This window comes from Kitasatospora sp. NPDC023118 (assembly GCF_055560875.1).
The window spans coordinates 20144-47096 of record NZ_JBVHHW010000014.1; the positions used below are offsets into that span (position 1 = coordinate 20144).

General features: G+C 73.0%; 24 protein-coding genes and 2 pseudogenes. 20 read left to right on the forward strand and 6 right to left on the reverse strand.

The annotated features are described in order from the left end of the window. Window positions 1-18 precede the first annotated feature (18 nt). The 4 genes from ACZ3UD_RS19545 to ACZ3UD_RS19560 are packed head-to-tail and all read left to right on the forward strand — an operon-like array spanning window position 19 to window position 4335. Window positions 19-960: an ABC transporter ATP-binding protein gene (locus ACZ3UD_RS19545; protein ID WP_465588788.1), complete on the forward strand. Its 942-nt coding sequence runs from the start codon at window positions 19-21 to the stop codon at window positions 958-960. A gap of 4 nt (window positions 961-964) precedes the next feature. Continuing rightward, on the forward strand, window positions 965-1774 hold the full coding sequence (locus ACZ3UD_RS19550) for an ABC transporter permease (RefSeq protein WP_465588791.1): 810 nt from the start codon (window positions 965-967) through the stop codon (window positions 1772-1774). Window positions 1775-1795: 21 nt separating this feature from the next. Continuing rightward, entirely contained in the window at window positions 1796-3010 is a 1215-nt protein-coding gene (locus ACZ3UD_RS19555; RefSeq protein WP_465588794.1) for a YcaO-like family protein, read from the forward strand. Beyond that, complete coding sequence (locus ACZ3UD_RS19560; RefSeq protein ID WP_465588797.1) at window positions 3010-4335, forward strand: TfuA-like protein; 1326 nt, start codon at window positions 3010-3012, stop codon at window positions 4333-4335. Before ACZ3UD_RS19555 ends, ACZ3UD_RS19560 begins: the two co-directional genes overlap by 1 nt. Before the next feature lie 618 nt (window positions 4336-4953). Here the strand turns inward: ACZ3UD_RS19560 and ACZ3UD_RS19565 are convergent. Beyond that, on the reverse strand, window positions 4954-5145 hold the full coding sequence (locus ACZ3UD_RS19565) for a hypothetical protein (RefSeq protein WP_465588800.1): 192 nt from the start codon (window positions 5143-5145) through the stop codon (window positions 4954-4956). Window positions 5146-5334: 189 nt separating this feature from the next. Here ACZ3UD_RS19565 and ACZ3UD_RS19570 point away from each other — a divergent pair, with 189 nt between their 5' ends. The 9 genes from ACZ3UD_RS19570 (at window position 5335) to ACZ3UD_RS19610 (ending at window position 13689) form a co-directional block, all read left to right on the forward strand. Continuing rightward, window positions 5335-5634, forward strand: a complete 300-nt coding sequence (locus tag ACZ3UD_RS19570) for a DUF4193 domain-containing protein (protein WP_465588803.1) — start codon at window positions 5335-5337, stop codon at window positions 5632-5634. A gap of 522 nt (window positions 5635-6156) precedes the next feature. Continuing rightward, the gene (locus tag ACZ3UD_RS19575; RefSeq protein WP_465588806.1) at window positions 6157-6354 is read left to right on the forward strand and encodes a hypothetical protein; all 198 of its coding nucleotides are present in this window, start codon (window positions 6157-6159) and stop codon (window positions 6352-6354) included. A gap of 154 nt (window positions 6355-6508) precedes the next feature. Then, window positions 6509-7573, forward strand: coding sequence for an NAD(+)/NADH kinase (locus ACZ3UD_RS19580; protein ID WP_465588809.1), 1065 nt, complete (start codon window positions 6509-6511; stop codon window positions 7571-7573). A gap of 446 nt (window positions 7574-8019) precedes the next feature. Then, on the forward strand, window positions 8020-9315 hold the full coding sequence (locus ACZ3UD_RS19585; protein WP_465589205.1) for a molybdopterin-dependent oxidoreductase: 1296 nt from the start codon (window positions 8020-8022) through the stop codon (window positions 9313-9315). Window positions 9316-9317: 2 nt separating this feature from the next. Beyond that, window positions 9318-9800 (forward strand): hypothetical protein, encoded by a 483-nt coding sequence (locus tag ACZ3UD_RS19590; RefSeq protein WP_465589208.1) that lies wholly within the window; start codon window positions 9318-9320, stop codon window positions 9798-9800. Between the two features lie 200 nt (window positions 9801-10000). After that, window positions 10001-10855, forward strand: a complete 855-nt coding sequence (locus tag ACZ3UD_RS19595) for an S-methyl-5'-thioadenosine phosphorylase (RefSeq protein ID WP_465588811.1) — start codon at window positions 10001-10003, stop codon at window positions 10853-10855. Window positions 10856-10958: 103 nt separating this feature from the next. Next, window positions 10959-12326, forward strand: a complete 1368-nt coding sequence (locus ACZ3UD_RS19600; protein ID WP_465588814.1) for a hypothetical protein — start codon at window positions 10959-10961, stop codon at window positions 12324-12326. Window positions 12327-12380: 54 nt separating this feature from the next. After that, complete coding sequence (locus ACZ3UD_RS19605) at window positions 12381-13094, forward strand: molybdopterin-dependent oxidoreductase (RefSeq protein ID WP_465588817.1); 714 nt, start codon at window positions 12381-12383, stop codon at window positions 13092-13094. Then, complete coding sequence (locus ACZ3UD_RS19610) at window positions 13078-13689, forward strand: cytochrome b/b6 domain-containing protein (RefSeq protein WP_465588820.1); 612 nt, start codon at window positions 13078-13080, stop codon at window positions 13687-13689. Before ACZ3UD_RS19605 ends, ACZ3UD_RS19610 begins: the two co-directional genes overlap by 17 nt. 84 nt (window positions 13690-13773) lie before the next feature. Here the strand turns inward: ACZ3UD_RS19610 and ACZ3UD_RS19615 are convergent, their stop codons facing one another. The 3 genes and pseudogenes from ACZ3UD_RS19615 to ACZ3UD_RS19625 form a co-directional block, all read right to left on the reverse strand. Beyond that, complete coding sequence (locus ACZ3UD_RS19615) at window positions 13774-14430, reverse strand: class I SAM-dependent methyltransferase (protein ID WP_465588823.1); 657 nt, start codon at window positions 14428-14430, stop codon at window positions 13774-13776. Then, a complete protein-coding gene (locus ACZ3UD_RS19620; RefSeq protein WP_465589211.1) occupies window positions 14427-15059 on the reverse strand; it encodes a TIGR04282 family arsenosugar biosynthesis glycosyltransferase in 633 nt (210 codons plus the stop codon). The genes ACZ3UD_RS19615 and ACZ3UD_RS19620 overlap by 4 nt, the downstream gene beginning before the upstream one ends. Beyond that, window positions 15057-15764, reverse strand: a pseudogene (locus ACZ3UD_RS19625) (glycosyltransferase family 2 protein); the annotation flags it as partial. The pseudogene ACZ3UD_RS19625 and the gene ACZ3UD_RS19620, both read right to left, overlap by 3 nt. Before the next feature lie 152 nt (window positions 15765-15916). Here ACZ3UD_RS19625 and ACZ3UD_RS19630 point away from each other — a divergent pair. Both ACZ3UD_RS19630 and ACZ3UD_RS19635 read left to right on the forward strand, forming a co-directional pair. Then, entirely contained in the window at window positions 15917-16696 is a 780-nt protein-coding gene (locus tag ACZ3UD_RS19630; protein ID WP_465588827.1) for a response regulator transcription factor, read from the forward strand. Next, a complete protein-coding gene (locus ACZ3UD_RS19635; RefSeq protein WP_465588830.1) occupies window positions 16693-17850 on the forward strand; it encodes a sensor histidine kinase in 1158 nt (385 codons plus the stop codon). Before ACZ3UD_RS19630 ends, ACZ3UD_RS19635 begins: the two co-directional genes overlap by 4 nt. Window positions 17851-17852: 2 nt before the next feature. Here ACZ3UD_RS19635 and ACZ3UD_RS19640 read toward each other — a convergent pair whose 3' ends face one another. Next, on the reverse strand, window positions 17853-18908 hold the full coding sequence (locus ACZ3UD_RS19640; RefSeq protein ID WP_465588833.1) for an NAD-dependent epimerase/dehydratase family protein: 1056 nt from the start codon (window positions 18906-18908) through the stop codon (window positions 17853-17855). A gap of 274 nt (window positions 18909-19182) precedes the next feature. Here ACZ3UD_RS19640 and ACZ3UD_RS19645 point away from each other — a divergent pair. The 3 genes and pseudogenes from ACZ3UD_RS19645 to ACZ3UD_RS19655 form a co-directional block, all read left to right on the forward strand. Beyond that, window positions 19183-19752, forward strand: a pseudogene (locus ACZ3UD_RS19645) (carbohydrate binding domain-containing protein); the annotation flags it as partial. Window positions 19753-19842: 90 nt separating this feature from the next. Beyond that, window positions 19843-20904, forward strand: a complete 1062-nt coding sequence (locus ACZ3UD_RS19650; protein WP_465589214.1) for a chitinase — start codon at window positions 19843-19845, stop codon at window positions 20902-20904. 312 nt (window positions 20905-21216) lie between these two features. Then, window positions 21217-22749, forward strand: a complete 1533-nt coding sequence (locus ACZ3UD_RS19655) for an FMN-binding glutamate synthase family protein (protein ID WP_465588836.1) — start codon at window positions 21217-21219, stop codon at window positions 22747-22749. A 120-nt stretch (window positions 22750-22869) separates the two neighbouring features. On the opposite strand, the gene ACZ3UD_RS19660 is transcribed toward ACZ3UD_RS19655, so the two are convergent. Then, window positions 22870-24162, reverse strand: coding sequence for a citrate synthase (locus ACZ3UD_RS19660; RefSeq protein WP_465588838.1), 1293 nt, complete (start codon window positions 24160-24162; stop codon window positions 22870-22872). A 156-nt stretch (window positions 24163-24318) separates the two neighbouring features. Between ACZ3UD_RS19660 and ACZ3UD_RS19665 the strand changes: the two genes are divergently transcribed. Together ACZ3UD_RS19665 and ACZ3UD_RS19670 are read left to right on the forward strand one after the other, a co-directional pair. Beyond that, complete coding sequence (locus ACZ3UD_RS19665; protein WP_465588841.1) at window positions 24319-25470, forward strand: citrate/2-methylcitrate synthase; 1152 nt, start codon at window positions 24319-24321, stop codon at window positions 25468-25470. Window positions 25471-25694: 224 nt separating this feature from the next. After that, complete coding sequence (locus ACZ3UD_RS19670) at window positions 25695-26804, forward strand: hypothetical protein (RefSeq protein WP_465588844.1); 1110 nt, start codon at window positions 25695-25697, stop codon at window positions 26802-26804. Window positions 26805-26953 lie beyond the last annotated feature (149 nt).

The following is a 26953-nucleotide window of genomic DNA, read 5'->3' on the forward strand; positions in this document are numbered from 1 at the left end:
AATGCGAAGGGAGGGATCGTGGCGAATGCTGTGGTGCACGCCGAAGAACTGACCAAGCGTTACCGGGGGAAAACGACACCGGCCGTCGACGGTATATCGTTCGACATCGCCGAGGGCGAGACCATCGGGCTGCTGGGCCCCAACGGTGCCGGAAAGACGACCCTGATGAAGATGATCTGCGGCGTCACCCCTCCCACCACCGGGAAGATCCGGGTCTTCGGCGCGGACCCGACCCGCGACCCGGTCGCCGCCAAGAGCGGTATCGGCGCGATGCACCAGTCCGCCCCGTACGACGAGATGCTCTCGGCGCTGGACAACCTGCAGATCGCCGCCCGCTTCCGGGGCCTGTCCTGGCGCGCCGCCCGGCCCTGGGCGCTGGAGGTGGCCGAGTTCCTCGGTCTGGAGGACGCACTCTCGCAGCTCGTCTTCCAGCTGTCCGGCGGCCAGCGCCAACGCCTGCAACTCGTACGGGCGTTGCTGACCATCCCGGCGCTCCTGATCCTCGACGAGCCCTCCGCCGGGCTGGACGTGGCCGGCCGGCACCAGATCGAGCGCTTCGTGCGGTGGCTGCGCGAGGAGAACGGCATGACCGTGATCTGGACCAGCCACATCATCGAGGAGCTGGAGCGCAACGCCCGGCGCGTCCTGGTCGTCAACCGGGGCAAGGTCGTCCGTTTCGCCCAACCGAGCGAACTCGTCCGGGAGTTCGGCGCCGCGCACGTGCTGGTGAAGGTGGACGACGCGGTCGGCGCGAAGGTCGTCAAGGAGTGGGCCGACGCCGCCGGGCTCACCGCCGCCGTCGACGACACCGAGGTGCGCATCGAGAACGCGCAGGTCCGGGACGTGCTGCCGCCACTGTCCAGACACTGCCAGGACTCCGCAGTGGCCGTCTCGGGCGTCTCCACCGTCACAGACTCACTGGAGCAGGTGTTCCTGCGCATGACCGGGAGCGAGGGCTGACACCGTGACCGTGCCCGTATTCGAGAACACCGCACCGGTCGCGACGAGGAGGACGGCCGACCTCACCGCGGTGTTCTACCGCGAGTACGCGCTCCTCGCCCGCAACCGGGTGAACCTCGTCCTCGGCCTGACCCCGATGCTCGTCTACCTGCTGCTGGTCAACACCTCGCTCGGCAACGTCGTCGGGGACATCACCTACCGCGGCGACCGGCTCGCGTTCTCCGTCTTCCTCCTGCCCATGGTGCTGGCGATGTCGGTGGTCAGCGCCTCCGGGACGACCGGCATGGCGATGTTCCAGGAAGAGATGAGCGGCGTGTCGACCCAGCTGTGGAGCTGGCCGCTGCGCCGGTCGCGCTTCCTGGCCGGCAAACTGCTCGCCGGGGTCACGCTGGTGCTGGCACAGAGCCTGCTGGCCCTGGTCGTCGCCGCGATCCTCTTCGACTACCCGTTCGGCGTCGCCCAGTGGACCTGGCTGCTGGTGGCGCTGGTGCTGTCCTCGGTGGCCTTCAACGGGCTCTACCTGGCGGCGGCGATCCTGATCAGCGACTACCGCACCTTCATGGTGCTCACCAGCGTGTCCGTCCCGGTCCTGGTGTTCTCCGCCCCGTCGCTGTCCACCACGCAGCAGCTCCCCGAGGTGCTCCGCTGGATCTCCACGGTGAACCCGGTGACGTACGCGGTCAACGGGATGCGCGACGCCGCGATCTTCGGCCTCGGGAAGGCCTGGCCCGCGCTGGTGGTGCTGGCCGCCGTCGCCCTCGTCGCCAACGCCGTCGCCGGCCGGGCGCTGCTGCGCCGTACCCAGAACCTCTGACCCGCAGGGAGTCCCGTCACCGTGCAGAACGACGACGCAGCCGCCGCCATCGCGCGGACCGACGACCCGTCCCCGTACTGGGCGGCCTCGCAGCAGGACCGGACGGTACTCAGGCTGCCGGGGACGAACCGGGCCCGGTCCCCGGAGGCCACTTGGGCGATGGCACGCCGGGCGGCGGAGCAGGTGGGCGTCACCCGGATCGCCGACATCACCCGGCTCGACACCATCGGCATCCCGACCTTCCAGGCCATCCGGCCGCTGTCCCGCACCCTCGCCGTGTCCCAGGGCAAAGGGGTGACGGCCGAGCTGGCGCGGCTGTCGGCGGTGATGGAGTCCGTCGAGACCTGGCACGTCGAGCAGCCCGTGGAATCCGTCCTGACGGCCGCTCCCCGTGACGTCGGCAGGGAACTGGGCAGGGAACTGGGCTACGACGTCAGCGCGCTGGCGCCCTCGGAGCCGAGCGTGCTGCACGACGGCCTGCCCCTGGAGTGGACGGCGGCCAGATCGCTGGTCGACGGCGCGCCCACCCTCGTCCCCGTGGACGTCGTGCGGCTCAGCCTGGTGGAGCACGCGGGCTGGAACCCGCCCGCCTTCTTCGAGTCGACCAACGGCCTGGCCAGCGGCAACACCCTGGTGGAGGCCGCGCTCCACGCGCTCTGCGAGGTGATCGAGCGGGACGCGATGACGGCGGCCGTGAAGGCGGGCGGCGAGCTGGGCGTGCGCGTCGACCCGAGGACGTCCGGGTCGGCGGTGGCCGAGGAACTGTGCTCGCTGATCGAACGCGCCGGCGTCACCCTGGAAGTCCGCCTGGTGCCGTCGCCCACCGGCCTGCCCTGCTTCCTCTCCTGGGTGGCCTGCCACGACTACCCGGCCGCGATGTTCGGCTTCGGCTGCCACGTCAACCCCTCGATCGCGCTGACCCGCGCCGTCACCGAAGCGGCGCAGGCCCGGCTCGCGTACATCTCCGGAGCCAGGGACGACCTCCAGGACGACTTCGACCAGGTGGACGTCGGTCGGCTGAGCCGCGACCGGGGCCCGGCCGCCGACCTCGGCGACCTGATCGACCGGCGCGTGGAACGCGACGGCCTGGTCGACGACCTCCGGTACGTCGTCCAGCGGGCGGCCGAAGCCTTCTCCAACCCGCCCCTCCTGGTCGACCTGACCCGGGAGGAGATCGGGGTCCCCGTCGTCAAGGTCGTGGCGCCCGGAAGCCGCGTCTGTCCGGAGGTGTTGTAGTGAGCGCATCCAGGGTGGTGGTCTACACCGGGCCGACACTGTCCGCGGCCGAGGTCCACGCGGTGCTCCCGGACGCCGAGGTGCGTCCGCCCGCCGGGCGGGGCGACCTCCTCGCGGACCACTGGAACCCGGGCGACGTCGCCGTCATCATCGACGGCTACTTCCGCGAACGCCGGTCCGTCGGCCACAAGGAGATCCTCCAGGTGATCACCGAGGGCGCCCACGTCCTCGGCGCCGCGAGCATGGGCGCGCTGCGGGCCGCCGAACTGGCCCCCTGTGGCATGCGGGGCATCGGCACCGTCTACGAGATGTACGCCTCCGGCGAGATCGACGGGGACGACGAGGTGGGCGTCCTGCACGGGCCCGCCGCGGTCGGGTACCCGGCGCAGACCGTGGCGCTGGTGAACCTCCGCCACGGCTGCCGGGAGGGCGCCGAGACGGATCTCGTTGCCGAGGCGGCCGGGCGGCGGATCGTGGCGGCCGCCAAGGCGCTGCCGTTCACCCACCGGGGCTGGAAGGACCTCGAACGGGCCGTGGGGGAGGAGGACCACGACGCGCTGCGGACGCTGGAGGAGATGATCGGCTCGGGCGTCTGGGACCTCAAACGCCATGACGCGGTGTCGGCACTGCGCGCGATCCGCAGCGGCGGCACCACGGCACCCGGCCCGGCCGCCACGGAGGTGCCCGTCACCGGGATCAGCCGTACCCAGGCCCTCGCCCGCCGGACCCGGCGCGAGCACGCCCCCGGCCGGTGGATGTCCGACCTCGACGTCCTGGACGCGGTCCGGCTGTTCGAGGACGACTACCCGGGGCTGCACGAGGAGGTCCTCAGCGGTCTGCTCGACGGCCTCGCCCGCGCCGAGGGCACGACCACCGAGGCCTACGCGCGGGCCCGGCTGGGACTCGACGACCACTCGCCGCTGCCACCGGCACTCACCCGCTGGTTCACGGCATCGGAAGCGGACGGGCTCACCGCCGCGGACCGGAACCGGCTCCTCATGGTGCGGGTCTGGCCGGTATGGCAGTCGGTTGACTGGCGGCCGACGGCCCTGGCACGGCTGCGCGCGGACGAACGCTGGGACGAATGGTGCGACCTGGTCGCCCGCGCGGACGCGGCCGCCGAGGAGGCCCGCCACCGCCTCGTCGTCCCGCCGCCGGCGATGTGCGCCACGCTCTTCCTCCGCCACTGGCGCCGGCCCGGCACCTCACCGGAGGCCGAAACGGCCCGCCGCGGCTTCTCCGGCCCGGACGAGCTCGGCCACGCGGTCCGGCGGTTCTTCGCGTACGACGTCCGCCGCGCCCGGGAGAAGGCCGCCACGCGCTGAGCGGCCGCTCGTCCGGGCCCATCGGACAACCGGCCCAGCTCCACGAGCGCTCCGGAAGCCGGACTGGTGAACGATCCGCAGTCGTATATCCAGGGCGGACCGCCGTTGCTCCGAAGCGCGGGCCGCGTGGCCGTGCCAACGCCGCTGAGCTGCGCAAACGTCGCAGTCGGGGTCGCGGGCGGCGCCGGGCGCGGCCACTGTCGCCCGTCGTGGACCCCGTTCGGGTGTGAGCGGGCTCACTGTTCGCGGCGGTTTGGGGGCGATCTGTCCAGGCTGGCGGCGGACAACTCGCCAGGCGGGCACCTTTCGGCCGCAGGACGGCGGTGCACCGGCTTCCCCCGATCTGGCCGGCCCGATGAACGAGCGGTGCCCGATCCGGCGGGAACGGCCATGCCAGGGCCCGGCCGGGCATGCTGGTGGCCCGTGACCGAGATCGGTGCCCGGCCCGGCGCCGGGCAGTTCGCGGCCGAGCAGGAGCCGCCAGGCCCACCGGTTTGGTCACCGCCCACCCGGGCAGCAGCGGCGCCGACTCTCCCGGCCGCCGCGCCGCCCACGCCCGCCACGCTCCCAGCAGCAGCCGGCTCGGCGCCGACCGGTCTTCGGCGGATCGCCGACTCCTCACCCGATCGGACGATCCCTCGCCCCGCGCGCCTGAAAGCGGTGTGTGCGCCGATCGAGCCGGGTGCCGCGAGGACCTGCCCCCCGCTCCACTGCCCCCGCCACGACACCGGGCAGCAGCAGCCCGATGTTCATGCCCGCACCCGCCTCGTCGACGCGCAGCCCGCCCACGTCGATGTCCGTGGCACTCACCGATACTCCCCGAGGGCATCGTGCGGTAGCCGCGAACGGGTGTCCGGGACTGGCAATGATCACCGTCGGCCATCCCGTGCTGTATAGATGTCCCGCCGCGGGCGTGATCGGCCACGAACACACTCCCCGCGGGCCGGCGGACGGCACGACCCGCCCGCCGGAAGCGACCCTTGAGGAGAAGACACCACCTTGGCAACCGACTACGACGCCCCACGCGACACCGGCGACGAGAGCGACGACGACAGCATCGAGGCACTGAAGAGCAGGCGCGACGACAAGCAGAGCTCCAACGTCGACGTGGAGCCCGAGGCCGCCGAAGGGCTCGAGCTTCCGGGGGCCGACCTGTCCGGTGAGGAACTCACCGTCCGGGTCGTGCCCCTCCAGGAGGACGAGTTCACGTGCATGACCTGCTTCCTGGTCCACCACCGCGCCCAACTCGCCGGTGAGGACAAGAACGGTCAGCCCATCTGCCGCGACTGCGCGTCCTGACCGTCGCAGGAGGGGCAGACCGAAATCCATCCCTCTCGCCGGAATTCCCGGACAAGGAGTCGCGCTGTGCGCCAGCCCCACCGACCAATGGGTCCGGCTCAAGAAGGTCGACACCGGCAACCCGGGCCGCTCCTGCCTGTGGAAGCAACTCGGCCGCTCCGCCCAGTACACCCTGTACAACCCGAGAAGGAGCTGTGGTCATAGGGAGGACGGGAGGACTGGGGGGCTTACGCACCGCAGTCCTTCTGGGACAGCGGACGGAACGTCGACGCGAAGGACGGCTTCGACAAGCCCGCACCGACTCGGTCCACACCCGCGGCTGGCGCCACGGTCACCGGCGTGAACCGACCTGGAACGCGGTCACCCCCGGCTGATGACCCGTCGGGTCCAGGATCGGTTCGAGCCGGGTGCCACGCCCGGCTCGAACCGGTCCCGAGGCCTGGATGGAGCGGATCCACGGCTGACGAGTGGACTCCTACAGTCTGGTCTCGATCTTCTACCTGCTTCTACCTGGTCGCGCAGATGGTCGGCACGGCGACGATCAAGGAGAAGGATCCGTCCGGCCACACCGCCGCCACCCTGCTGGCCGAGCACCTCGGCGGTGGCGCGGGCACCACGCTGGGGATCGGCCGGCCGTCCGAGGGCGTGGAAGACCGCGACGGGGTCGAGGTGGTCGCGCCGGTGCGTCACCTGGCGGTCGTTTGTCGGTGGGGACCGTGATCGCCCCGTTGATGGCGGGCAGGTGGGTGTCGGTGGGCCCGTCCCGGCGAGCCGATCGCCCGCCGAGGCCCCACCATGGGTCGGGTAGGAGCGCGCGGCCACTGCACCCCGGCGGGCAGAGCCGCGGCAACGTGGCGACAAGACGAGGTCCTCCATGCCCGTGCACCGCGTCGGACTGGTCGTCCACCAGGGCCGCGGCGCCGCCCGCGACGCCGCCCGTGCCGTGCACGCCTGGTGTGAGGCGCACGACGTCGCCTGCACGGAGATCGACGTCTGGTCGCAGGACCGACGGCGCGGCTCCGGCCGCGAGGAGGCCCACGCCGCCGGGGACCCGGACCTGGTCGTCACCCTCGGCGGGGACGGGACCTTCCTGCGCGGCGCCCGGATCGCCGTGAAGACCGGAGCCAGCGTGCTCGGTGTCGACCTGGGAAAGGTCGGCTTCCTCACCGAGGTGCCGGCCTGCGACATCACCGCCGCCCTCGACGCCGTCCACGCCGGCCGCGCCCCGGTCGAGGAGCGGATGACGCTGACCATGCGCGCCTCCAGGCCGCCGGAGGTGCCCGCGGAGATGGAGGCCTTCCTCTGCTACGGACGAGCCCCCGCCCTGCCATCACCGCAGGTGCGGCCGGAGCACACCGCGGGCGACGGCTGGGGTCTGCCCTTGGACGTCAACGCCCTCAACGACGTGGTGGTGGAGAAGCTCGCCCGGGACCACCAGGTCAGCGCGGGCGTCTACATCTCCGGCAGGCTGCTGGCCGCCTACTCGGCCGACGCCCTCGTGGTCGCAACGCCCACCGGCTCGACCGCGTACAGCTTCTCCGCCGGCGGCCCCGTGCTCTCCCCGCACATGGACGCGGTCGTCTTCACCCCGATCGCCGCGCACATGACCTTCAACCGCACCGTCGTCGCCGCTCCCGACGAACCGATCGCGCTGCGCATCCTGCCGCACTCCGGCCGCGCCGCGGTCAGCATCGACGGCCAGCTGAGGGGAATCATCGACCCGGGCGACTGGATCGGCGTCTACCGTGCCCCGCAACGCGTACGGCTCATCCGCCTCCAGCCCACCGACTTCTACGGTCGGCTGCGGGACCGCTTCCGACTCACCGACGCACCCGCCACCGCGACCGACGGGGAGTTCGCCCCGTTCTTCCGCCCCGACACCGCCGTACCCCCGGACCTCGCGGGCCTGCGGCTGCCGCCGCCCACCGCGGCCCGCTGAACGCCTCCCGGCCGCGCGGGCCGAAACTCCCCTCCGCGCCGCCTAGGCCCTGCGGGCGGGTGCGCGGCTTCCAGGTGTCCGTGACCCGAGGCGCGTCCGTCCGGGTGAACTTCCCGTCAGTCGGGTTCGGCTTCGCCTGGACGGGTTGGCCGCTGGTGGTTGGCTGTCCGGCGGGTGCTGGTCGACCGGTTCTGACCGCGGCTGTGCGGAGTGCCGGCGATCGCCGGCTCTTCCGTGCGGCAGGGAACCGGTGAACCGCGCTTCCTCGATGGGGTCCGGGTCGGAGGTGGCGGGTGGTTGGGTCTTGGCGTGGTGGTGGATCGCGTGGGAGAAGCCGGTGGCGGCGAGCCGCCGATCCGCTGCGGCGCCTCACTCGGGCCGGTGGCAGCATCTGGCGCGGCGCGGTCCAGGCCGTTGAACGGTCCCGTGCCGCGGTGCGTGTCCGACTGTCGGCGTTCGCCCGCGGGCCCGGGCAGGCGCCCGCACCGCCAGGACCGTTCCGCCCGGGGTTCTGGCGCAGTCCGATCCGGGGGCCCTGGCTGACTTCGGTGTTCGGGCTGGTGCTGCTCGTCGGGCTCCCGGTCCTCTTCGTGACCGGGGCCCTGTCCTACGCCGCCTACAACCCGGACCTCGGCCCGCTCAACGACCAGACCCCGGACAAGGGCGTGCTGGGCTTCTACCTCTTCGACTGGCCCACCCACCCGTCCTGGCTGTACCGGCTCACCCAGGGCGTGCACGTGACGCTCGGCGTGACCCTGGTGCCGGTGGTGCTGGCCAAGCTGTGGTCGGTGATCCCGAAACTCTTCGAGTGGCCGCCCGTGCGCAGCGCCGCCCACGCGCTGGAGCGGCTGTCGCTGCTGATGCTGGTCGGCGGGGTCGTCTTCGAATTCGTGACCGGGATCCTCAACATCCAGCTCCACTACGTCTTCCCAGGGTCCTTCTACACCCTCCACTTCTACGGCGCGTGGGTGTTCATCGCGGCGTTCGCCGTCCACGTGACCCTCAAGCTGGGAACGATGGTCCGCGCCCTGAAGTCGCGTTCGCTACTGGGGGAGTTGCGGACCGGCCTCGCCGACACCAGACCCGAGCCGCCCGACGCCGACGGCCTGGTGGCGGTCGCCCCCGCCGCCCCGACGATCGCCCGGCGCGGCGCACTCGCGCTGGTGGGCGCAGGGTCCCTGGTCCTGTTCGCGGTCACCGTGGGGCAGAGCATCGGCGGCCGGCTCCGGACCACCGCACTGCTGGCACCCCACAACCGCGCCCCGGGGGACGGTCCGAACGGCTTCCAGGTCAACAAGACGGCTGCCGCCGTCGGCGTCTCGTCGGCGATGGTCGGCCCGGACTGGCGGCTGGAGCTGTACGGCGCCGGGGCGGCGCGGTCGCTCTCCCGCGAGCAACTGCTCTCGATGTCGCAGCAGTCGGCCTGGCTGCCGATCGCCTGCGTGGAGGGCTGGTCCACCGCGGACCAGCACTGGAGCGGACTCCGGCTCGCCGACCTTGCCGCCATGGCCGGCCTGCCCGAGGCGTCGAGCGTGCTGGTGGAGTCGGTCCAACCGCCCGGTCCCTACAGCTCCGTGGTGCTGCGCGGCAACCAGATCCGCGACCTCCGCTCCCTCCTCGCCCTCAGGGTCAACGGAGCCGACCTCTCCCTCGACCACGGCTATCCCGCCCGGATCATCGTTCCCGCCAACCCCGGTGTGAACAACACCAAATGGGTCCGCCGACTCACCTTCAGGACGTGACCATGGCCCGACTCGCCCGCCTCACCCGCTGGTACGGCGCCGGCCCGATGCACCTGCTCGTCCTCCTCGCGTCCTTCGCGCTCACCGGCTACGCCGTCGAGCGACTCGTGGCCGACCGGGCTCTCGCGGTGGCGATCTGGTTCGTCGGCGCGGCCGTCGCCCACGACCTGATCCTGCTGCCGCTGTACTCGCTCGCCGACCTCTCGGCCCGGGCCGTGCTCCGCCACCGCCGGGAACGGGCCGCCGCAGTGGAGTGGATCAACTACCTCCGCGTACCGGCCTTCCTCTCCGGTCTCCTGCTGCTCGTCTGGTTCCCGCTCGTCCTCGATCTGTCCGAGCCCTACCCGGGAGCCACCGGGCTGTCGGAGGAGGTCTACCTCGGCCGATGGCTCGCGATCACCGGGATCCTGTTCGGCGCGGCAGCCGTCGGCCTGGCGCTCACGCTGCGCGCCGCCCATCGAACCGGGCGACGCGAGCCGCGATGAGCGGCAACCGCCGTGTCACCCCACTGAAGGAACGGAAGCACTCCGGCGACCCGGAACACCGCTGACCGGACGCCGGCCGCCGCGGCGGGCTGCCTTCGCTCGCGTGCGGTGTCCGCGAATCGTAAGGCCGTGGTTCACGGAGCCCGCCGCAGCCGGCTCCTACAGTGGCCGGGACGTTCTTCCTCTGAGAGGCGGTAGGGATGACGGTGCATCGGGAAGAGCCGTGGGCCGAGGTGGGTGTGATCGGCGGTTCGGGGCTGTACGCGCTGCTGGACGAGGTGACCGAGGTGCGGGTCGTCACGCCGTACGGTCCCCCCAGCGACGCGCTGTTCGTGGGGGAGGTGGCGGGGCGACGGGTGGCGTTCCTGCCCCGGCACGGGCGTGGCCACGGTCTGCCGCCGCACCGGATCAACTACCGGGCCAACCTGTGGGCGCTGCGCTCGCTGGGGGTCCGGCAGGTGCTCGCGCCGTGCGCGGTGGGCGGGCTGCGGGCGCAGTACGGGCCGGGCACGCTGCTGGTGCCGGACCAGTTCGTGGACCGGACCTCGGGGCGGGTGCAGACCTTCTACGACGGGCTGCCGCTGCCGGACGGCTCGGTGCCCGAGGTGGTGCACGTGTCGATGGCCGACCCGTACTGCCCGGCCGGGCGGCGGGCCGCGCTGGAGGCGGCGCGCGGGGCGGCCTGGGAGCCGGTGGACGGCGGGACGCTGGTGGTGATCGAGGGCCCGCGCTTCTCGACCAGGGCCGAGTCCCGCTGGTTCGCCGCGAACGGCTGGTCGGTGGTCGGCATGACCGGCCATCCCGAGGCCGTCCTCGCCCGTGAACTCGGGCTCTGCTACACCTCGGTGGCACTCGTGACCGACCACGACGCCGGCGTGGAGGCCGGCGAGGGCGTCACCCAGGCCGAGGTGCTCAAGGTCTTCGCGGGGAGCGTCGACCGGCTGCGCACGGTGCTGTTCAAGGCGATCGGGATGCTGCCGGCCGACCGCGCGTGTGTCTGCTCGCACGTCCTGGACAGCCTCACGACCGGCCTTCCCGGCGTTCCCGGCGACTGACCGCCCAGGAGCGGTGACCACACCGCCGCGCGGTGCTTACGGATTCCGAACGGCGGCCCCGCCGGTGCCGGCGGCGGGCAGGTGCCGGTGGCAGGGTGGGCGCGTGCTCACCCGTACTTCCCTGACCTGCGCCCTTGCCGTCGCCGCCCTCGCGGTGGCCCTCGCTCTGACCGTGACCGGCGGCGGGACACTCGCCGACCGGTCGCCGCTCTACGACTGGTACGCACTCGACGCCGCGCTCTTCGTCCTCGCGCTGCTCCTGCTGCGGAAGGTGAGCCGCCGTCACGTGGTGCCGCTGGTGCTGACCGGGAGCGTCCTGGTCGCCGCGGCCGGGCTGCTGGCGCCGCCGCGGACCAGCGACGACGCCTACCGGTACGTGTGGGACGGGCGGGTCCAGGCGGCCGGCCTCTCCCCGTACGCGTACACCCCGGACGACCCGGCGCTGGTCCGGCTGCGCGATGCGGGCCTGTTCCCGGTGGGGGACGGCTGTGCGACCTGGGACGAGCGGCGGACGGCGGCCGGGGACTGCACCCGCATCAACCGGCCGGCCGTGCACACCGTCTACCCGCCGGTCGCGGAGGCCTGGTTCCTCGCCGGGCACCCCTTCGGCGGCGGGGTGCGCGGTGTGCAGGTCGCCGGTGCGCTGCTGGCGGTCGCCACCACCGGTGTGCTGCTGGCGGTCGGGCGGGGGAGCCGGCGGGCGGCGCTGTGGGGGTGGTGTCCGGGCGTGACGGTGTGGGCGGTCAACGACGCGCACGTGGACACCCTCGGCGCGCTCCTCATGGTGGCCGGGTTGGGCTGTGCGGCCCACCGTCGGGCCGGTGCCGGGGGCGCTCTGCTCGGGGCGGCGGCCGCGACCAAGCTGCTGCCGGCGCTCGCCCTGCCCGGTGCGTTGTCCGGGCTGCTGGCCCGGCGCCCGACGAAGGGCGACCTGATGGTGCTCGCGGCGGCCCTCGGGACGTTCGTGCTGGCCTACCTGCCGTACGTCGCCGTCTCCGGAGTCGGCGTCCTGGGCTACCTGCCCGGGTACCTGCGGGAGGAGGGGTACGAGCAGGGGCACCTCGACCGGTTCGGGTTGCTGCGGCTGGTGGTGCCTGACCGGTGGGCCGCGTGGGCGGCCGCCCTGGCGCTGGGCGCCGTGGTGCTGTGGGTTCTGCGGCGCGGTGATCCCCACCGCCCATGGCGGGGCGCGCTCCTGGTGACGGGGACCGCCCTGCTGCTGGTCGCGCCGAGCTACCCCTGGTACGGACTGCTCGTGGTGGCCCTGGTGGCGCTCGACGGGCGGTGGGAGTGGCTGGCGGTCCCGGCGGCCGGACAGGCGCTCTACCTGGTGGGCGGGCCGGAGGCGCAGCGCACCGCCTACGCGGTCGCCCTGGCCTGCGTCCTGGTGGTGCCGGCGCTGCGCAGGCTCGTGAGCGCCGCGCCGGTCCGCACGGCGCGCGGTGCGGCGCCGGAGATGACGAAACCCTGACGGAACACCGCCGTCACTGGCCGAGGCCCGGGCCGACCTGGTCGAATCGGGGCCGTGGACAGAAAAGCGGAACACCCCAAGGGCACGCCCGTGGGCCGGCGGGTCGTGCTCGGGCTGCTCGGGCTGGGCGCCGTGGGCGTCGCGGCCGGCCCGTACCTGCAGCGGGCCGAGTCGTCGTTGGCGGAACGGGACCCGAGCGGCCTGAGCGGACTGCTGCCGGGCAACAACGGCTTCCGGTACTACTCGGTGGTGACCTCCGTCCCCGAGCGGAATGCGGTCGACTACACCCTCACCGTGGACGGACTGGTGGAGCGCCCCGCCACCCACCGGCTGGCCGACCTGCAGGCGATGCCGCAGCGGCGGCTGGTCAAGGACGTCCAGTGCGTCACCGGGTGGCGGGTGCCGGACACCCCGTTCGAGGGGGTGCCGCTGGCCCACCTCCTCGACGCCGCCGGGGTCAAGCCGGGAGCCAAGGCCGTGCGCTTCAGCTGTTTCGACGGCGAGTACACCGAGAGCCTCACCCTGGAGCAGGCCCGGCGGGACGACGTGCTGGTCGCACTGCGCATGCAGGACAACCCGATCGCACACAACCACGGCGGGCCGGTGCGGCTGTACGTGGCGCCGATGTACTTCTACAAGTCCGCGAAGTGGCTCTCGGGCATCACCGTCACCGACGCGGTCCAGCCCGGGTACTGGGAGCGGAACGGATACGACGTCGACGCCTGGGTCGGCCGGTCGAACGGGCGGGACGATGCGCCGACGAGCTGAACTGATCCTCCGCTTCACCCACGCCGAGCGCTGGGTGCACCGTACGACCGCCGCGCTGACGGGCGTCTGCCTGGCCACGGCCGCCTGCCTCTACCTCGCGCCGCTCGCCGAACTGGTCGGCAACCGGCCGCTGGTCGTCACCGTGCACGTGTGGTGCGGCCTGGCGCTGCCGGTACCGCTGCTGCTCGGACTCGCCTCCCGGGCGGTGCGGGCGGACGTCACCCGGCTGAGCCGGTTCACCCCGGCGGACTGGCAGTGGCTGCGGGCCGTCCGCGCCCGAGCGGCGCACCGGCCGGCCGGGAAGTTCAACGCCGGACAGAAGCTCTACGCGCAGTGGACCCTCGGCTCGATGCTGGTGATCGTCGGCACCGGGCTGCTGATGTGGCTCACCCACCTCGCCCCGCCGTCCTGGCGGACCGGCGCGACCTTCGTGCACGACTGGCTGGCCGCCGCCATCGCCGTCGTGGTCGCCGGGCACATCCGGATGGCCTGGCGGGACCGGGAGGCTCGGCTCGGGATGCGGACCGGCCTGGTGGAGCGGCAGTGGGCCGAGCGCGAGCACCCGCAGTGGCAGGCCACGGACGCCGAGCGGTAGGCGAGCGGCATCGTGCCGGAACTCCTGGACGCGGCGCCCGTCATCCGCCGCGTCCGGGGGCGCTCACCCCTTGCGCAGCGCGAGTCACCCCTTGCGCAGCGCGAGGAAGTGGCGGCTGTGCGAGGTCCAGCGCTCCGCCTCGACGAGGCCCGCGGTGTGGGCCCGTCGCAGGGTGGCGGCCGTGCCGAGACGGGCCCAGGGGAACGGCGGACCGAGTCGGCCGTCCGGGCCTTCCACCCGGACGACGGCGCGTTCGTCCACCTCCTCCGGCTCCACCTCCACCAGCAACAGCCCGTTCGGTGCGATGAGTTCGGCGCCCCGGCGGAGCAAGGCGTCTGGGTCGCCACCGATGCCGAGGTTGCCGTCGGCGAGCAGCGCGGCGCCCCAGCGGCCCTCGGCGGGCAGGCGGTCGAACACCGATCGGCAGAGCGCCGGACCGCCGAGGTGCCGGGTCCGCGCCACGGCGGCACCGGTGATGTCGATACCGAGCGCCGGGACGCCGAGGGCCAGCAGGGCGGCGACCAGGCGGCCGGGCCCGCAGCCCAGGTCCACCACCGGCGCGTTCAGCCGCAGGCAGCGCCGCAGCAGGCTGTGGTCGCTCGCGGCGGCGGGCGCGCACCAGCGTTCGACATCGAGGGGGATGCGCGCTCCGTCCTCCTGGCGCAGCCACAGCGGGCCGCGCCCGGCGCGGACGGCCTCGGCGAACGGATCGTCCACCCACGCGGTAGCCGGGGCGGTCATCCGGCCGTCCCCGGTGTGGCGTCGATCGAGCGCAGGCGCGCGGCGAACGTGGTCCGCGGCGCCTCCGCGGCGACCCGGCGCGCGTCGAGGATGGTGTCCACGTCGGTGACCAGGTCGAGGTGATGGACCGTCAGCCCGGCGGCGGCGAGGCGGTCGAGCAGCGCACGGCCGGTGTCGGGCGTGGACATCGGTACGCCCAGCAGTAGCCGCCGGGCGAGTCGCCCGGTGGGACGCGCCAGCCCGAGGGCCCAGAACCCGCCGTCCGCCGCGGGCCCGTACCAGGCGTCCACGCCGGGGCGGCGGGCGGCCGACAGCGGCTCGGCCAGCGCGGCCGCATCCAACTGCGGGGTGTCCATGCCGACCAGCAGAGCGGGTGCCCGCGGGGCCACCCGGGCGGCCCGCGCGAAGGCGGCGGCCAGGCGTTCGTCGAGCCCGCCCGCGCACTGCGGCACGACCTCCCATCCCGATGGCAGCCACCCACCCGGTTCGCCGTCCAGCACCAGCAGCCGCCGCCCGGCGGGCACCCGGCTCAGGGTGGCGAGGGTGTCCTCGAGTGCGGCTCCCGCCAGTGTCGCCGCCTGCTCGGGGGTGCAGGGCGGGGTGAGGCGGGTCTTCACCCGCCCGGGCACCGGAGACTTCGCGATGACCAGCAGGGTGGGCGGCGGCGCGGCCAGCACGGCCCGCATGTCCCGTACGGCCTGCCGGGTGCCGCGCAGCGTCCCGGTCACCTTGGAGCGGCCGGTTCGGGGCAGGTAGTCGACGGTGGTCTCGGCGATCCGCATCCCGGCCGCCGAGGCGGCGAGCACCATCTCCAGCGGATAGCCGGAGCGGCGGTCACCCAGTCCGAGCGCGAGCAGCCGCTCCCGGTGTGCGGCGCGCATCGGCCCCAGGTCGTGCAGCGGCGCGCCGGTGCGGGCGCGCAGGCGGCGGGCCAGCAGGGCGTTGGCGAGCCGGGCGTGCGCCGGCCACGCGCCGGCCCTCGTGGGGTGGCGCCGGCCGAGCACGAGGTCCGCCGCGCCCGCCGCGACCGGCGCGGCGACCCGCGGCAGTTGGGCCGGGTCGAGCGAGCCGTCGCAGTCCATGAAGCAGACCAGCTCGGCGGTCGCGGCGAGGAGTCCGGCATGGCAGGCGGCACCGAAACCGCGCCGGGTCTCCTTGACGACGGTTGCGCCCAGGGAGCGGGCCAGTTCCGCGGAGCCGTCCCGCGAACCGTTGTCCACGACGATCGCCCGCCAACCGGCGGGGATGCGTCCGAGCACCCAGGGCAGGGCCTCGGCCTCGTCGAGGCAGGGCAAAACGACATCAGAGACAAGGGGAGGGGTCACGTCGGCCACGCTAACCGCGGTCGGGCCCGTCGAAGCCGAACCGCGCCCTTACGGAAGTGCGACGTCCGGGTACCGGTGGCCCGTTCGGGGGATCTTACGGAACCCGGACGTCAGACCCGGCGTGGCGCTCGGCGTTCGCCGGGGCTCGTATCCTCGGCGGGGTGAACGAGAGCCCCGCCACCCCAGGACCGCCGTGCCCCGGCCGCATTCTGGTGATCGACGACGACCCGACCGTTGCCGAGGTCGTCGCCGGCTACCTCACCCGGGCGGGCCACCGGGTCGACCGCGCCGCCGACGGCGACGGGGGCCTTGCCCTGGCCCGAGCCCACCGCCCGGACCTGCTGGTCCTGGACCTCATGCTCCCCGGCATCGACGGCCTGGAGATCCTGCGCAGGTTGCGTGCCTCCGAGGACGGCGCCGGGCTGCCGGTCGTCATGCTCACGGCCAAGGGTGACGAGGCCGACCGCATCCTCGGCCTGGAACTGGGCGCGGACGACTACGTCACCAAGCCCTTCAGCCCGCGGGAACTCGTCCTGCGGGTCCAGTCCGTGCTGCGCCGCTCCCGGGCCGCCGCTCCCGCGTCCCCCGCCGGCGGCCCGGTGGTCTCCGGAGACATCGCGCTCGACCCGCAGGCCCGCCGTGTCCACCGCGACGGGCGTGAACTGCTCCTCACCCTGCGGGAGTTCGACCTCCTGGCGTTCCTCCTCCGGCACCCGCGGACGGTGTTCTCCCGACAGGAGCTGATGGAACGCGTGTGGGGCTGGGACTTCGGCGACCTGTCCACCGTCACCGTCCACATCCGCCGACTGCGCGAGAAGATCGAGGACGACCCGGCCGCGCCGGTACTGATCACCACCGTCTGGGGTGTCGGCTACCGCTACGACCCGGCGGCCGGGCAGGAGAGCGGCCCGGCAGCGGACCGGGAGGGCGGCCCGGCGTGAAGGACCTGCTGCTGATCGCCCTGTTCGCCGCGCTCGGCGCCGGCGGGGCAGGTCTGCTCGGCTGGGCGGCCGTCCGGCTGCTGCGCCGGCGCTCGCTCGCGCTGGCGCTGTTCTGCGTCGCCGCCGTCACCGTGCTGGCGGTCACCTCCGGCACCTTCGCCGTCGCCCAGGCGATGTTCCTGTCCCGGCACGACCTCGGGGTGGTGATCACGGTGCTGGCGATGGCCTCGGTGGTGTCGCTGGCGACCGCCGCGCTGCTCGGCCGCCAGGTCGTGGCCGGGGGCAGGGCGCTGACCGCGGCCGCCCGGACCGTGGGCAGCGACACCGGGTTCGCCGCGCCGGAGCCCCCGCTCGGCCTGGAACTGGCCCAGCTCAGCGAGGAACTCGCCGCCACCAGCGCCCGACTGGCCGAGTCGAGGGCCCGGGCGCAGGCCCTGGACACCTCCCGCCGGGAGCTGATCGCCTGGATCTCGCACGACCTGCGCACTCCGCTGGCAGGGCTGCGCGCCATGGCCGAGGCGCTGGAGGACGGCGTCGCGGAGCACCCGCAGCGGTACCTGCAGCGGATGCGGACCGAGGTCGAGCGGCTCACCGGGATGGTGGACGACCTCTTCGAGCTCTCGCGCATCCAGGCGGGGGCGTTGGCCCTGTCGCTGTCCCGGGTGTCCGTCTACGACCTTGTCGACGACGCGCTCGCCGGGGCCCACCCCCTGGCCCGGAAGCGCGGTGTCCGCTTGGAGGGCCGGCAGGTCGCCGCCGAGCCCGTCGAGGTGGACAGTGGCGAGATCACCCGAGTGCTCGGAAACCTCCTGGTCAACGCGATCCGTTCGACCCCCGAGGACGGCGTCGTCGCGGTCTCCGCTCGCCGGGAGGCCGACGAGGTGGTGCTCTCGGTCACCGACGGCTGCGGCGGCATCCCGGAGCAGGACCTGCCCCGGGTGTTCGAAACGGGGTGGCGCGGCAGTGCCGCCCGCACGCCCCGGCCGGCCGATCAGGGGAATCCGCGTCGGCCGAGCGAGGGCGGGGGCAGCGGTGCCGGGCTCGGGCTCGCCATCGTCCGCGGCATCGTCGAGGCGCACGCCGGGCGCGCCCGGGTCCGCAACGTCGCCGGGGGCTGCTGCTTCGAGATCGTCCTCCCCGCCGCGCGAACCTGAGGTCACGCGCGCAGGGGCGCCGCCGCGAACTCCGCCATTCCCTCGGCGAAGGGGACCCGGGCGCGCCAGTCGAGCTCCTCGCGGAGACGGGAGGACTCCGCGGTGATGTGCCGGACGTCGCCGAGCCGGTACTCGCCGGTCACCACCGGGGCCGGACCGCCGTGAGCGGCGGCCAGCGCCCGGGCCATCTCCCCGATCGTGTGCACCTCGCCGCTGCCCACGTTGTAGGCGCGGGCGCCGCCCGGTGGCCGATCGCCGACTGCCGTGAGCGCGGCCAGGTTGGCGGCGGCGACGTCCTCGACGTGGACGAAGTCCCGGCGCTGGCCGCCGTCCTCGAACACCCGGGGCGCCTCGCCCCGGGCCAAGGCGGAGCGGAACAGCGAGGCCACCCCGGCGTACGGTGTGTCGCGCGGCATCCCCGGCCCGTAGACGTTGTGGTAGCGCAGCGTCAGAACGCGGCCTCCGCAGGCACGGGCCCAGGCACCCGCCAGGTGCTCCTGGGCCAGCTTGGTGGCCGCGTACACGTTGCGCGGATCAGTCGGCGCGTCCTCCGTCACCAGCCCGGGGTGCAGTTGTGCGCCGCACCGCGGGCACGGCGGCTCGAACCGGCCGGCGTCCAACTCGTCCGGGCGGCGCGGACCGGGCGAGACGTCTCCGTGCACAGGGCACCGGTACCGGCCCTCGCCGTAGACCACCATCGACCCGGCGAGCACGAGGTTCCGTACCCCGGATCGCGCCATTGCGGCGAGCAGGACCGCGGTGCCCAGGTCGTTGCAGCCCGCGTAGGCGGGCGCGTCGTCGAGATCCAGCCCCAGGCCCACCATCGCGGCCTGGTGGCAGACCGCGTCCACCCCGGCCAGCGCCTGCCCGACCGCCGCCGCGTCCCGCACGTCCCCGTGCCGGAAGTCCACCCCGGCCGGCAGCACCGGCGCCGCCCCCGAAGGGTGCACGGCGATCAGCAGCGCGTCCAGGACACACACCTCGTGGCCGGCCGCCACCAGCGCCCGCACGACTGTCGAACCGATGAACCCGGCACCGCCGGTGACCAGAATCCTCATGCCTGCCGACGCTACCGGCCGCGGACCGCGCAGCCACCGAAGGCGGCCGTCGCGTCATCCATCGGTAAGAAGCCGCAGCCTGCTACCGGCTCGGCCCTCGCGCTCAACCGAGCCGCATTTTTCAATATTGGTCCAGACCTATTGACCGGCCTTGCCGCAGCTCCCTACGATCCGGTCCGGCACAGCCCCACATGTCCCCACCTCACCCAGAGCCGGGCGTCACGCCCCCACGCGTCGGTCATGTCCATGGCGCTCGGCGGGAAGGGAGCACAGCATGGTCCGTCGGAGGTCGCGCACTCCACGTCAGTCGGGTGATTTCCGCCCCTGTCAGGATCCCGGCCGCCGCGAAGGCGACCAGGCCGGGAGCGAGCCACTCGGGGCTCGTAGCCCGTACCGGGCGACCGTGGAACGCGCATCGCAGGTGAACCGGACCAGCCGCGCCGAGTACGGACCGGCCGTCCTGCGGCGCGCTCTCGCCGGGGTGAGCGCCGTCGCCGTCATCGGTGCCGGCATCGCGGTGGCCGGCTCCGTCACGGCCGGGGCTGCCACCGCCAACCTGGTGGCCAACCCCGGCTTCGAGGACGGACTCTCCGGCTGGACCTGCTCCAGCGGCTCCGGCGCGGCCGTCAGCAGTCCGGTGCACTCCGGCGCCTCCGCGCTCCAGGCCACGCCGACCGGCCAGGACAACGCCCAGTGCACCCAGACCGTCAGCGTGCAGCCCAACTCCCAGTACACGCTGAGCGCCTACGTCCAGGGCAGCTACGTCTACCTGGGCGCCACCGGCACCGGCATCACCAGTGCGCCGTCCACCTGGACGCCGAACAGCCCGTCGTACAGCCAGCTCAGCGTCGGCTTCACCACCGGGCCGAACACCACCTCGGTGACCGTCTACCTGCACGGCTGGTACGGGCAGCCCGCCTACGACGCTGACGACGTGTCGCTCACCGGCCCCGGCGGCAGCAGCCCCACGCCGACCGCCACGGCGACGCCCACCACGGCCCCGCCGACCACCTCCCCGCCGACCACCACTCCGCCGGGCGACACCTGCCCCACGAAGCCCAAGCCGTCCGGCAAGGTCCTGCAGGGATACTGGGAGAACTGGGACGGCGCCGCGAACGGCGTCCACCCGGGCATGGGCTGGGTCCCCATCACGGACAGCCGGATCGCCGCGCACGGCTACAACGTCATCAACGCCGCCTTCCCGGTGATCCTTTCGGACGGCACCGTCCTGTGGCAGGACGGCATGGACACCAACGTCAAGGTCTCGACCCCCGCCGAGATGTGCCAGGCCAAGTCGGCCGGTTCGACGATCCTGATGTCGATCGGCGGTGCCACCGCGGGCATCGACCTGAGCTCCAGTACCGTCGCCGACCGGTTCGTGGCGACCGTCGTCCCGATCCTCAAGAAGTACAACTTCGACGGAATCGACATCGACATCGAGACCGGCCTGTCCGGAAGCGGAGACATCAACACGCTCTCCGCCTCCCAGGCCAACCTGGAGCGCATCATCGACGGCGTGCTGGCCCGGATGCCCGCGGGCTTCGGTCTGACGATGGCCCCCGAAACCGCGTACGTCACCGGCGCAAGCGTCACCTACGGGTCGATCTGGGGCGCCTACCTGCCGATCATCAAGAAGTACGCCGACAACGGGCAACTGTGGTGGCTGAACATGCAGTACTACAACGGCAGCATGTACGGCTGCTCCGGCGACTCCTACCAGGCCGGTACCGTGCAGGGCTTCACCGCGCAGACCACCTGCCTGAACAACGGCCTGACCATCCAGGGCACCACCGTCAAGGTGCCCTACGGCAAGCAGGTGCCCGGTCTGCCGGCCCAGCCCGGCGCGGGTGGTGGCTACATGGATCCGAGCCTGGTCGGCCAGTCGTGGAACGCCTTCGGTGGCTCGCTGAAGGGGCTCATGACGTGGTCGGTCAACTGGGACGGCTCGAAGGGCTGGACCTTCGGCGACAACGTCAAGGCCCTCCAAGGCCGTTGACATCCACTGGTCAGGACGGTCGAGGAAGCGTCAGGAGGTCGTGGTGGCTCGGTCGGACTCGCTGCCGTCGCCGTAGCGCCTACCGGCGTACGGCCGCAAGGCCCCCTTCGGGTCCGTCGACCCCGCCAGCGCGCAGCCGCACCCCGGACCGGACCCCTGGCCGAAGGCCCGTTTGCCCGGCCTCCTAACATCATTTCGCATTCTTCGACGGACGCTGATGCCCGATCGGCCGTGCGCCCGCCGTCCAACGCCCAACACGGCACAACGACTCCACCGTACGGCGACGGAGTCGTGCATCGAGGAGGAACGTCCATGCAAGCCCGGAAGATCGGCGCGGCCGCCGCAACTGCGGTGGCGCTTCTGGCAGCCCGCGACCTCATCCAGAAGAGGCACGCGCTGCTCCGGAACTTCCCGGTGCTCGGGCACGCCCGGTACCTGCTGGAGACGATCGGGCCGGAGCTGCGGCAGTACATCGTGACCTCCAACGAGGAGGAGCGCCCCTTCAGCCGCGACCAGCGCACCTGGATCTACGCGTCGGCGAAGGAGGAGAACAACTACTTCGGGTTCGGCACCGAAGTCGACGTCGAGCACGTCCAGGGGCACGCCTACCTGAAGCAGCGCACCTTCGCCGGCGCACTGCCCGACGCGCACGACCCGCAGGCTCCGCTGCCCTCGGCCAAGGTGCTGGGCGGGCCGCGCGGGCGCGCCAAGGCGTTCCGGCCGGCGAGCGTGGTGAACATCTCGGCGATGAGCTTCGGATCGCTCTCCGGCGCGGCCGTCACGGCGCTCAACAAGGGGGCGGCGCTGGCGGGCGCGATGCACAACACGGGCGAGGGCGGCCTCTCGCCCTACCACCGCAACGGCGGTGACCTCGTCCTCCAGCTCGGGACGGCGTACTTCGGCTGCCGCAACGAGGACGGCAGCTTCAACCTCGACAAGCTCAAGGACGTCGTCGCCAGTGCCCCGGTCAAGGCGATAGAGATCAAGCTCTCCCAGGGCGCCAAGCCCGGGTTGGGCGGGATGCTGCCGGGCCCGAAGGTGACCCCGGAGATCGCCGGGATCCGCGGCATCCCGGTCGGCAAGGACTGCGCCTCCCCGTCGCGGCACACCGCGTTCAGCGACGTCGACTCGATGCTCGACTTCGTCGAGTTGCTCGCCACCGAGACCGGTGTGCCGGTCGGGGTCAAGAGCGCGGTGGGGGAGATGGGCTTCTGGCAGGAGCTGGCCACCCTGATGGCGCGTGGTGACCGCGGGGTCGACTTCGTGACCATCGACGGCGGCGAGGGCGGCACCGGGGCGGCGCCGCGGATGTTCGCCGACTCGGTGTCGCTGCCGTTCCGGATGGGCTTCTCCCGGGTCTACGGCACCTTCGCCGAGCTGGGGCTGACCGACGACCTGACCTTCATCGGCTCCGGCAAGCTCGGCCTGCCCGAGAACGCCGCGGTCGCCTTCGCCCTCGGTGCCGACATGATCAACGTGGCTCGTGAGGCGATGCTGTCGATCGGCTGCATCCAGGCGCAGAAGTGCCACACCGACAAGTGCCCCACCGGCATCGCGACCCAGAACGCGTGGCTGGCCCGCGGCCTGGACCCGGCCTCGAAGGCCACCCGGGCCGCCGTCTACCTGCGCACCCTGCGCAAGGAGCTGATGAAGGTCTCGGCGGCCGTCGGCGTCGCCCACCCGGCACTCATCACGGCCAACGACATCGAGATCATGAACGGCGACTACGAGGCCCGCACCCTGGCCGGCGTCTACGGCTACAAGGACGGCTGGGGCGAGCTCGGCCCGCACCTCGCCGACGAGATCACGGCCCTTCTCACCTCCAAGTCGGGTTCCGTCCGGTAGCCGACCGTCTGACACGCCGACCGAGGCGATGGACGCGCCGACCGAGGCGATGACGGAGGACGTTCCGGCCGCCGCGCGGGTCAGCAAGCAGCTGGCACGCGCGGCGGCCGGAACGCCGTGCTACGACAAGCCCGGGACGGGACGTTCCGGATGTTCCGGATGTTCCGGACCTTCCGACGGGCGCGGCCCGGTGTAGCTGCCCCGGGCCCGCATCCGCAGCGGTTCCTCGCGGTACTCCTCCACCGCGTGGGCCAGCCAGCCGGGGGTGCGGGCCACCGCGAAGACCACCTCGCCGGCCTCCGCCGGCAGTCCGGCGGCCAGCGCCATGGCGGCCAGCGCCAGGTCGATGTTGGCCCGCAGCGCCGGCCGCCCGGCCGGGCCCGCCGCCGCCTCCACCTCGGCGACCGCCGCCACCACGGCCGCACCGCCGTCGAGCCGGCCCACCGCGTCGAGCAGCGCCACCGCCCGGGGGTCGCCCTCCGGATAGAGCCGGTGGCCGAGGCCCGGGATCGGCCGGCCGGTGCGCAGGTAGTCGGAGACCACCGGCACGGCGCCGCCGGCCAGCACCTCGCCGAGCAGCCGGTGCGCCAGCGGGCTGGCCGCCCCGTGCAGCGGGCCGTCGGTGGCGCCGAGCCCGGCGGAGACCACCGCGTACGGATGGGCCCGCGCCGAGGCCGCCACCCGGGCCGCCACCGTGGACACCGCCAGCTCGTGGTCCATCAGCAGCACCAGGGCGCGGTCCAGACAGGCCAGCGCCTCGGGCGCCGGCGCGGCGGAGGCGAGTCGGCTCCACAGCCGCGCCGCCAGTGAGGCGTCGGGCCCGGGGTCGGGCGCGGTGCGCGGCAGCGCCTCCACCATCCCGGCGATCAGTGCCGCCCCGGCCGCCAGCACGGTCTGCTCGCGCAGGTCGAAGCGGAGCGGGTCGAGCGCGGCGGCGACGGTGGCCGAGATCCGCAGCCGGTCGGGCAGCCGGATCCCGTCGGGCAGCGCGGCGGCGGCCCGGGCCAGCGCCTCGGCGGTGGCGGGCGGCACCCGCAGCGCCACCGGGGCGTCGGTGCCCAGCCCCCAGAGCCAGCCGATCGCGGCCTCGAAGCCGTGCCGGGCGGCGAGCTCGACGGCGTCCCGGCCGCGGTAGTAGAGCCTGCCGTTCTCGATCAGGGTCAGGTCGGTCCGCACCGTGACCGGTCGGCCGGCCCACGGTTCGCCGGCCGACGGTTCGCCGGTGGGCGGACGCACCGGGGTGCGGCGGCCGCGGGCGGCCAGCTCGGCCACCTCGCGGGCGTCGAAGGTGCTGCCCTTGCCGCCGGGGGCCCGCTCGCTGCTCAGCTGGCCCCGGCTGGCGTAGGCGTACACCGTCTCCACCTTGACGCCGAGCTGCTCGGCGACCTGCTGGGTGGTCAAGCGTTCGGCCATGGTCTGCCCTCGTCCCGTCTTCGTCCTGCTTCTCGTGCCGCGCCTCAATGGTGATCCACAGTATTCCACATTGATTTCAATCAACATTGACAATGTGGATCAATGCTCGGAGAGTACAGAGCATCATCCGGAACATCCAGGAGGAGGGCTACCGCCATGCCGAGCACCACCGAGATCGAGGTCCCGCGCGGCCTCAAGGGCGTCGTGGTCACCGAGACCGAACTCAGCGACGTCCGCGGGCTGGAGGGCTTCTACCGCTACCGCCAGTACTCGGCGATCGACCTCGCCGAGCAGCGCACCCTGGAAGACGTCTGGCACCTGATGCTGCTCGGCGAGCTGCCCGACCCGGCCCGCCGCGCCGCCTTCCTGGCCCGCACCGCACCGCTGCGCCGACTGCCCGACGCGCTGCGCCCGCTGCTGCCCGCGCTGGCGGCGAGCACCGCGCACGGCGGTCCGCTCACCGCCCTGGGTGCCGCGCTCTCGATCGCCGCCGCCGACCGCGGCATCCGGCCGCTCTACGACACCGCGCCCGACCAGCGGGTCGAGGACGCGCTGTTCGCCACCGCGCTGGTGCCCACCATCCTGACCGCGCTGCACCGGCTGCAGCACGGCGAGCAGCCGATCGAACCGCGCGACGACCTGGGCTACGCGGCCAACTACCTCTACATGCTGACCGGCGAGGAGCCCGAGCCGGCCAAGGCCCGCGCGGTCGAGCAGTACCTGATCTCCACGGTGGACCACGGCTTCAACGCCTCCACCTTCACCGCCCGGGTGATCGCCTCCACCGGAGCCGACCTGGTGGCCTGCCTGGTCGGCGGGCTGGGCGCGCTCTCCGGGCCGCTGCACGGCGGCGCGCCGAGCCGGGCGCTGGACACCCTGGACGCGATCGGCACCCCGGAGCGGATCGACGGCTGGATCCGCGAGCACGTGCTGGCCGGCGACCGCATTATGGGCTTCGGCCACGCCGTCTACCGCACCGAGGATCCGCGCTCCCGGATGCTGCGCGGGGTCGCCGAGTCCTTCGGCGGTGAGCTGGTCGAGCTCGCCGTCCAGGTGGAGGCCCGGGTCGAGGCGATCCTGGCCGAACTGAAGCCGGGCCGCGAACTCCACACCAACGTGGAGTTCTACGCCGGCGTGGTGATGCACCTGTGCGGTCTGCCCAGGGAGATGTTCACCCCCACCTTCGCCGCGGCCCGCGCGATCGGCTGGAGCGCCAACATCCTGGAACAGGCCGCCGACTCCAAGATCATCCGCCCGTCCGCCCGCTACACCGGCCCGTCCGCCCCGCAGCCGCTGCCGACGGCCTGAACCCGCGGGGCGGGGCTCAACGGCCGAACGGTGGGACCGGGGTCGGCCGTCGGGGTGATCTGGCGGTGTGTCGGGTCGGCGTGTCGGGTGCGTGGACGGTGCGGCGGGCGGGGCGGTCCCCCGGGGGCCGGTACCGCCGACGTCCGGCCGCGGGGGCCCACCCGTGAACGGCGGGGTGTGCAACGGCACCCGCGATCCCGACGCCGCCCGAGGGGGTACCGCCCGTGACCGACTCCGTGGTCGAGCTGGCCACCGGGCTGAGGCAGGTCCTGACGGGCGTCTTCGGCACCCTCGCCGGCCTCGGCTCCGACGAGCAGCGGCGGGAGGCCCTGAAGGCCGCGCTCGGCGACCTGACCCCCGAGGCACTGCTCGGGCGGCTGACCGCGCTCGGCGCCGACCAGGCCGGCCAGCTCCTGCCGGCGCTGGCCACGGTCCTCGCCCAGGCGATCGCGCAGGCCGCCCCAAACTGGCATCTGGAGGTGCCCGGCGCCCTCCGGGTGGATGCCACCCACGTCCAGCTGCTGTCCTCGGCGCTGCCCGCAGACCTCCAGCTCGGGCTCACCGTGGGCGCGGTCCCGGTCGCCACCGGCGTCGAGGTGCACGACGGGATCACCGTCACCCTGACCGCCCCCGCCGACGTCACCAAGGCCGTCCTGACGGTCCCGGCCAAGGGCGCCGGCTACCTCAAGCACGACGGCGACCGGTACGCGGGGGCGCTGGCCCTGGGCCTGGGCGTTGTGGACGTCAAGGTTCTCGGCGTGCTGCACACCTCGCCGTTCGCCCTGCTGGCGGTGCTGAGCTCTCGGTGCGATCCATTCCGTAGGGGCATTTCGCGCTGGCAGTCCTGCTCCGCGCGGCAGATAATGCTTCGAGGGTTGACCGTTGAGCGAGCGGGGGCACCCGAAGGGAGAAACCCCATGACCTCCCAACCCGGTCAAGACACAACGGGACTCGTTCCCATCCACCTGGAGGCCAACGGGGACGATGGCCTTGGAAATCCTCAGGCGAGCTTCACATTCCGTCTCTTCGATTCCTCAGCCTTTGTCGCGGACTTCGACTTTCTGACGCTTGATGTCGACCATGTTCTGACCTCGAATCCCATTCAGCACCTCGATTCCGTGATCATCACAAGCCCGGTGTCGCTGAGTGGAATTCCTACGCGGGAAACAGATGCGAACCTCAGAACGTTCTCGGCCGCCGAACCGACAATCGGGCTTTCCACGCAGGACGTCAGACTCTTTCTGCGCGGCGTCCTCTTCGGCGAATGGTCCGTCAACTTCGAAACAGCCATTGACTCTTTCAATCTCGACGGAAGGTGGCTGAGGAGACCATGACGGCTCGGCTGGCACGCAGGGTGTGCTCCTGGGCCGGGGTCCGGGACCGGCCCCACGCCGGATGACCTTGCCCTCGAAGACGGGGTGCCTCATGACCGGCCCCGCTGCTGATCCGTCCGCGCCCGGCGTCGCTATCGGGACCATGGAGA

Coding starts and splice junctions, on each gene's coding strand:
- ACZ3UD_RS19575 (WP_465588806.1), top strand. CDS start 6,157: ATGGTCGGCACGGCGACGATCAAGGAGAAGGATCCGTCCGGCCACACC.
- ACZ3UD_RS19580 (WP_465588809.1), top strand. CDS start 6,509: ATGCCCGTGCACCGCGTCGGACTGGTCGTCCACCAGGGCCGCGGCGCC.
- ACZ3UD_RS19590 (WP_465589208.1), top strand. CDS start 9,318: ATGGCCCGACTCGCCCGCCTCACCCGCTGGTACGGCGCCGGCCCGATG.
- ACZ3UD_RS19595 (WP_465588811.1), top strand. CDS start 10,001: ATGACGGTGCATCGGGAAGAGCCGTGGGCCGAGGTGGGTGTGATCGGC.
- ACZ3UD_RS19610 (WP_465588820.1), top strand. CDS start 13,078: ATGCGCCGACGAGCTGAACTGATCCTCCGCTTCACCCACGCCGAGCGC.
- ACZ3UD_RS19615 (WP_465588823.1), bottom strand. CDS start 14,430: ATGACCGCCCCGGCTACCGCGTGGGTGGACGATCCGTTCGCCGAGGCC.
- ACZ3UD_RS19640 (WP_465588833.1), bottom strand. CDS start 18,908: ATGAGGATTCTGGTCACCGGCGGTGCCGGGTTCATCGGTTCGACAGTC.
- ACZ3UD_RS19655 (WP_465588836.1), top strand. CDS start 21,217: ATGCAAGCCCGGAAGATCGGCGCGGCCGCCGCAACTGCGGTGGCGCTT.
- ACZ3UD_RS19660 (WP_465588838.1), bottom strand. CDS start 24,162: ATGGCCGAACGCTTGACCACCCAGCAGGTCGCCGAGCAGCTCGGCGTC.
- ACZ3UD_RS19665 (WP_465588841.1), top strand. CDS start 24,319: ATGCCGAGCACCACCGAGATCGAGGTCCCGCGCGGCCTCAAGGGCGTC.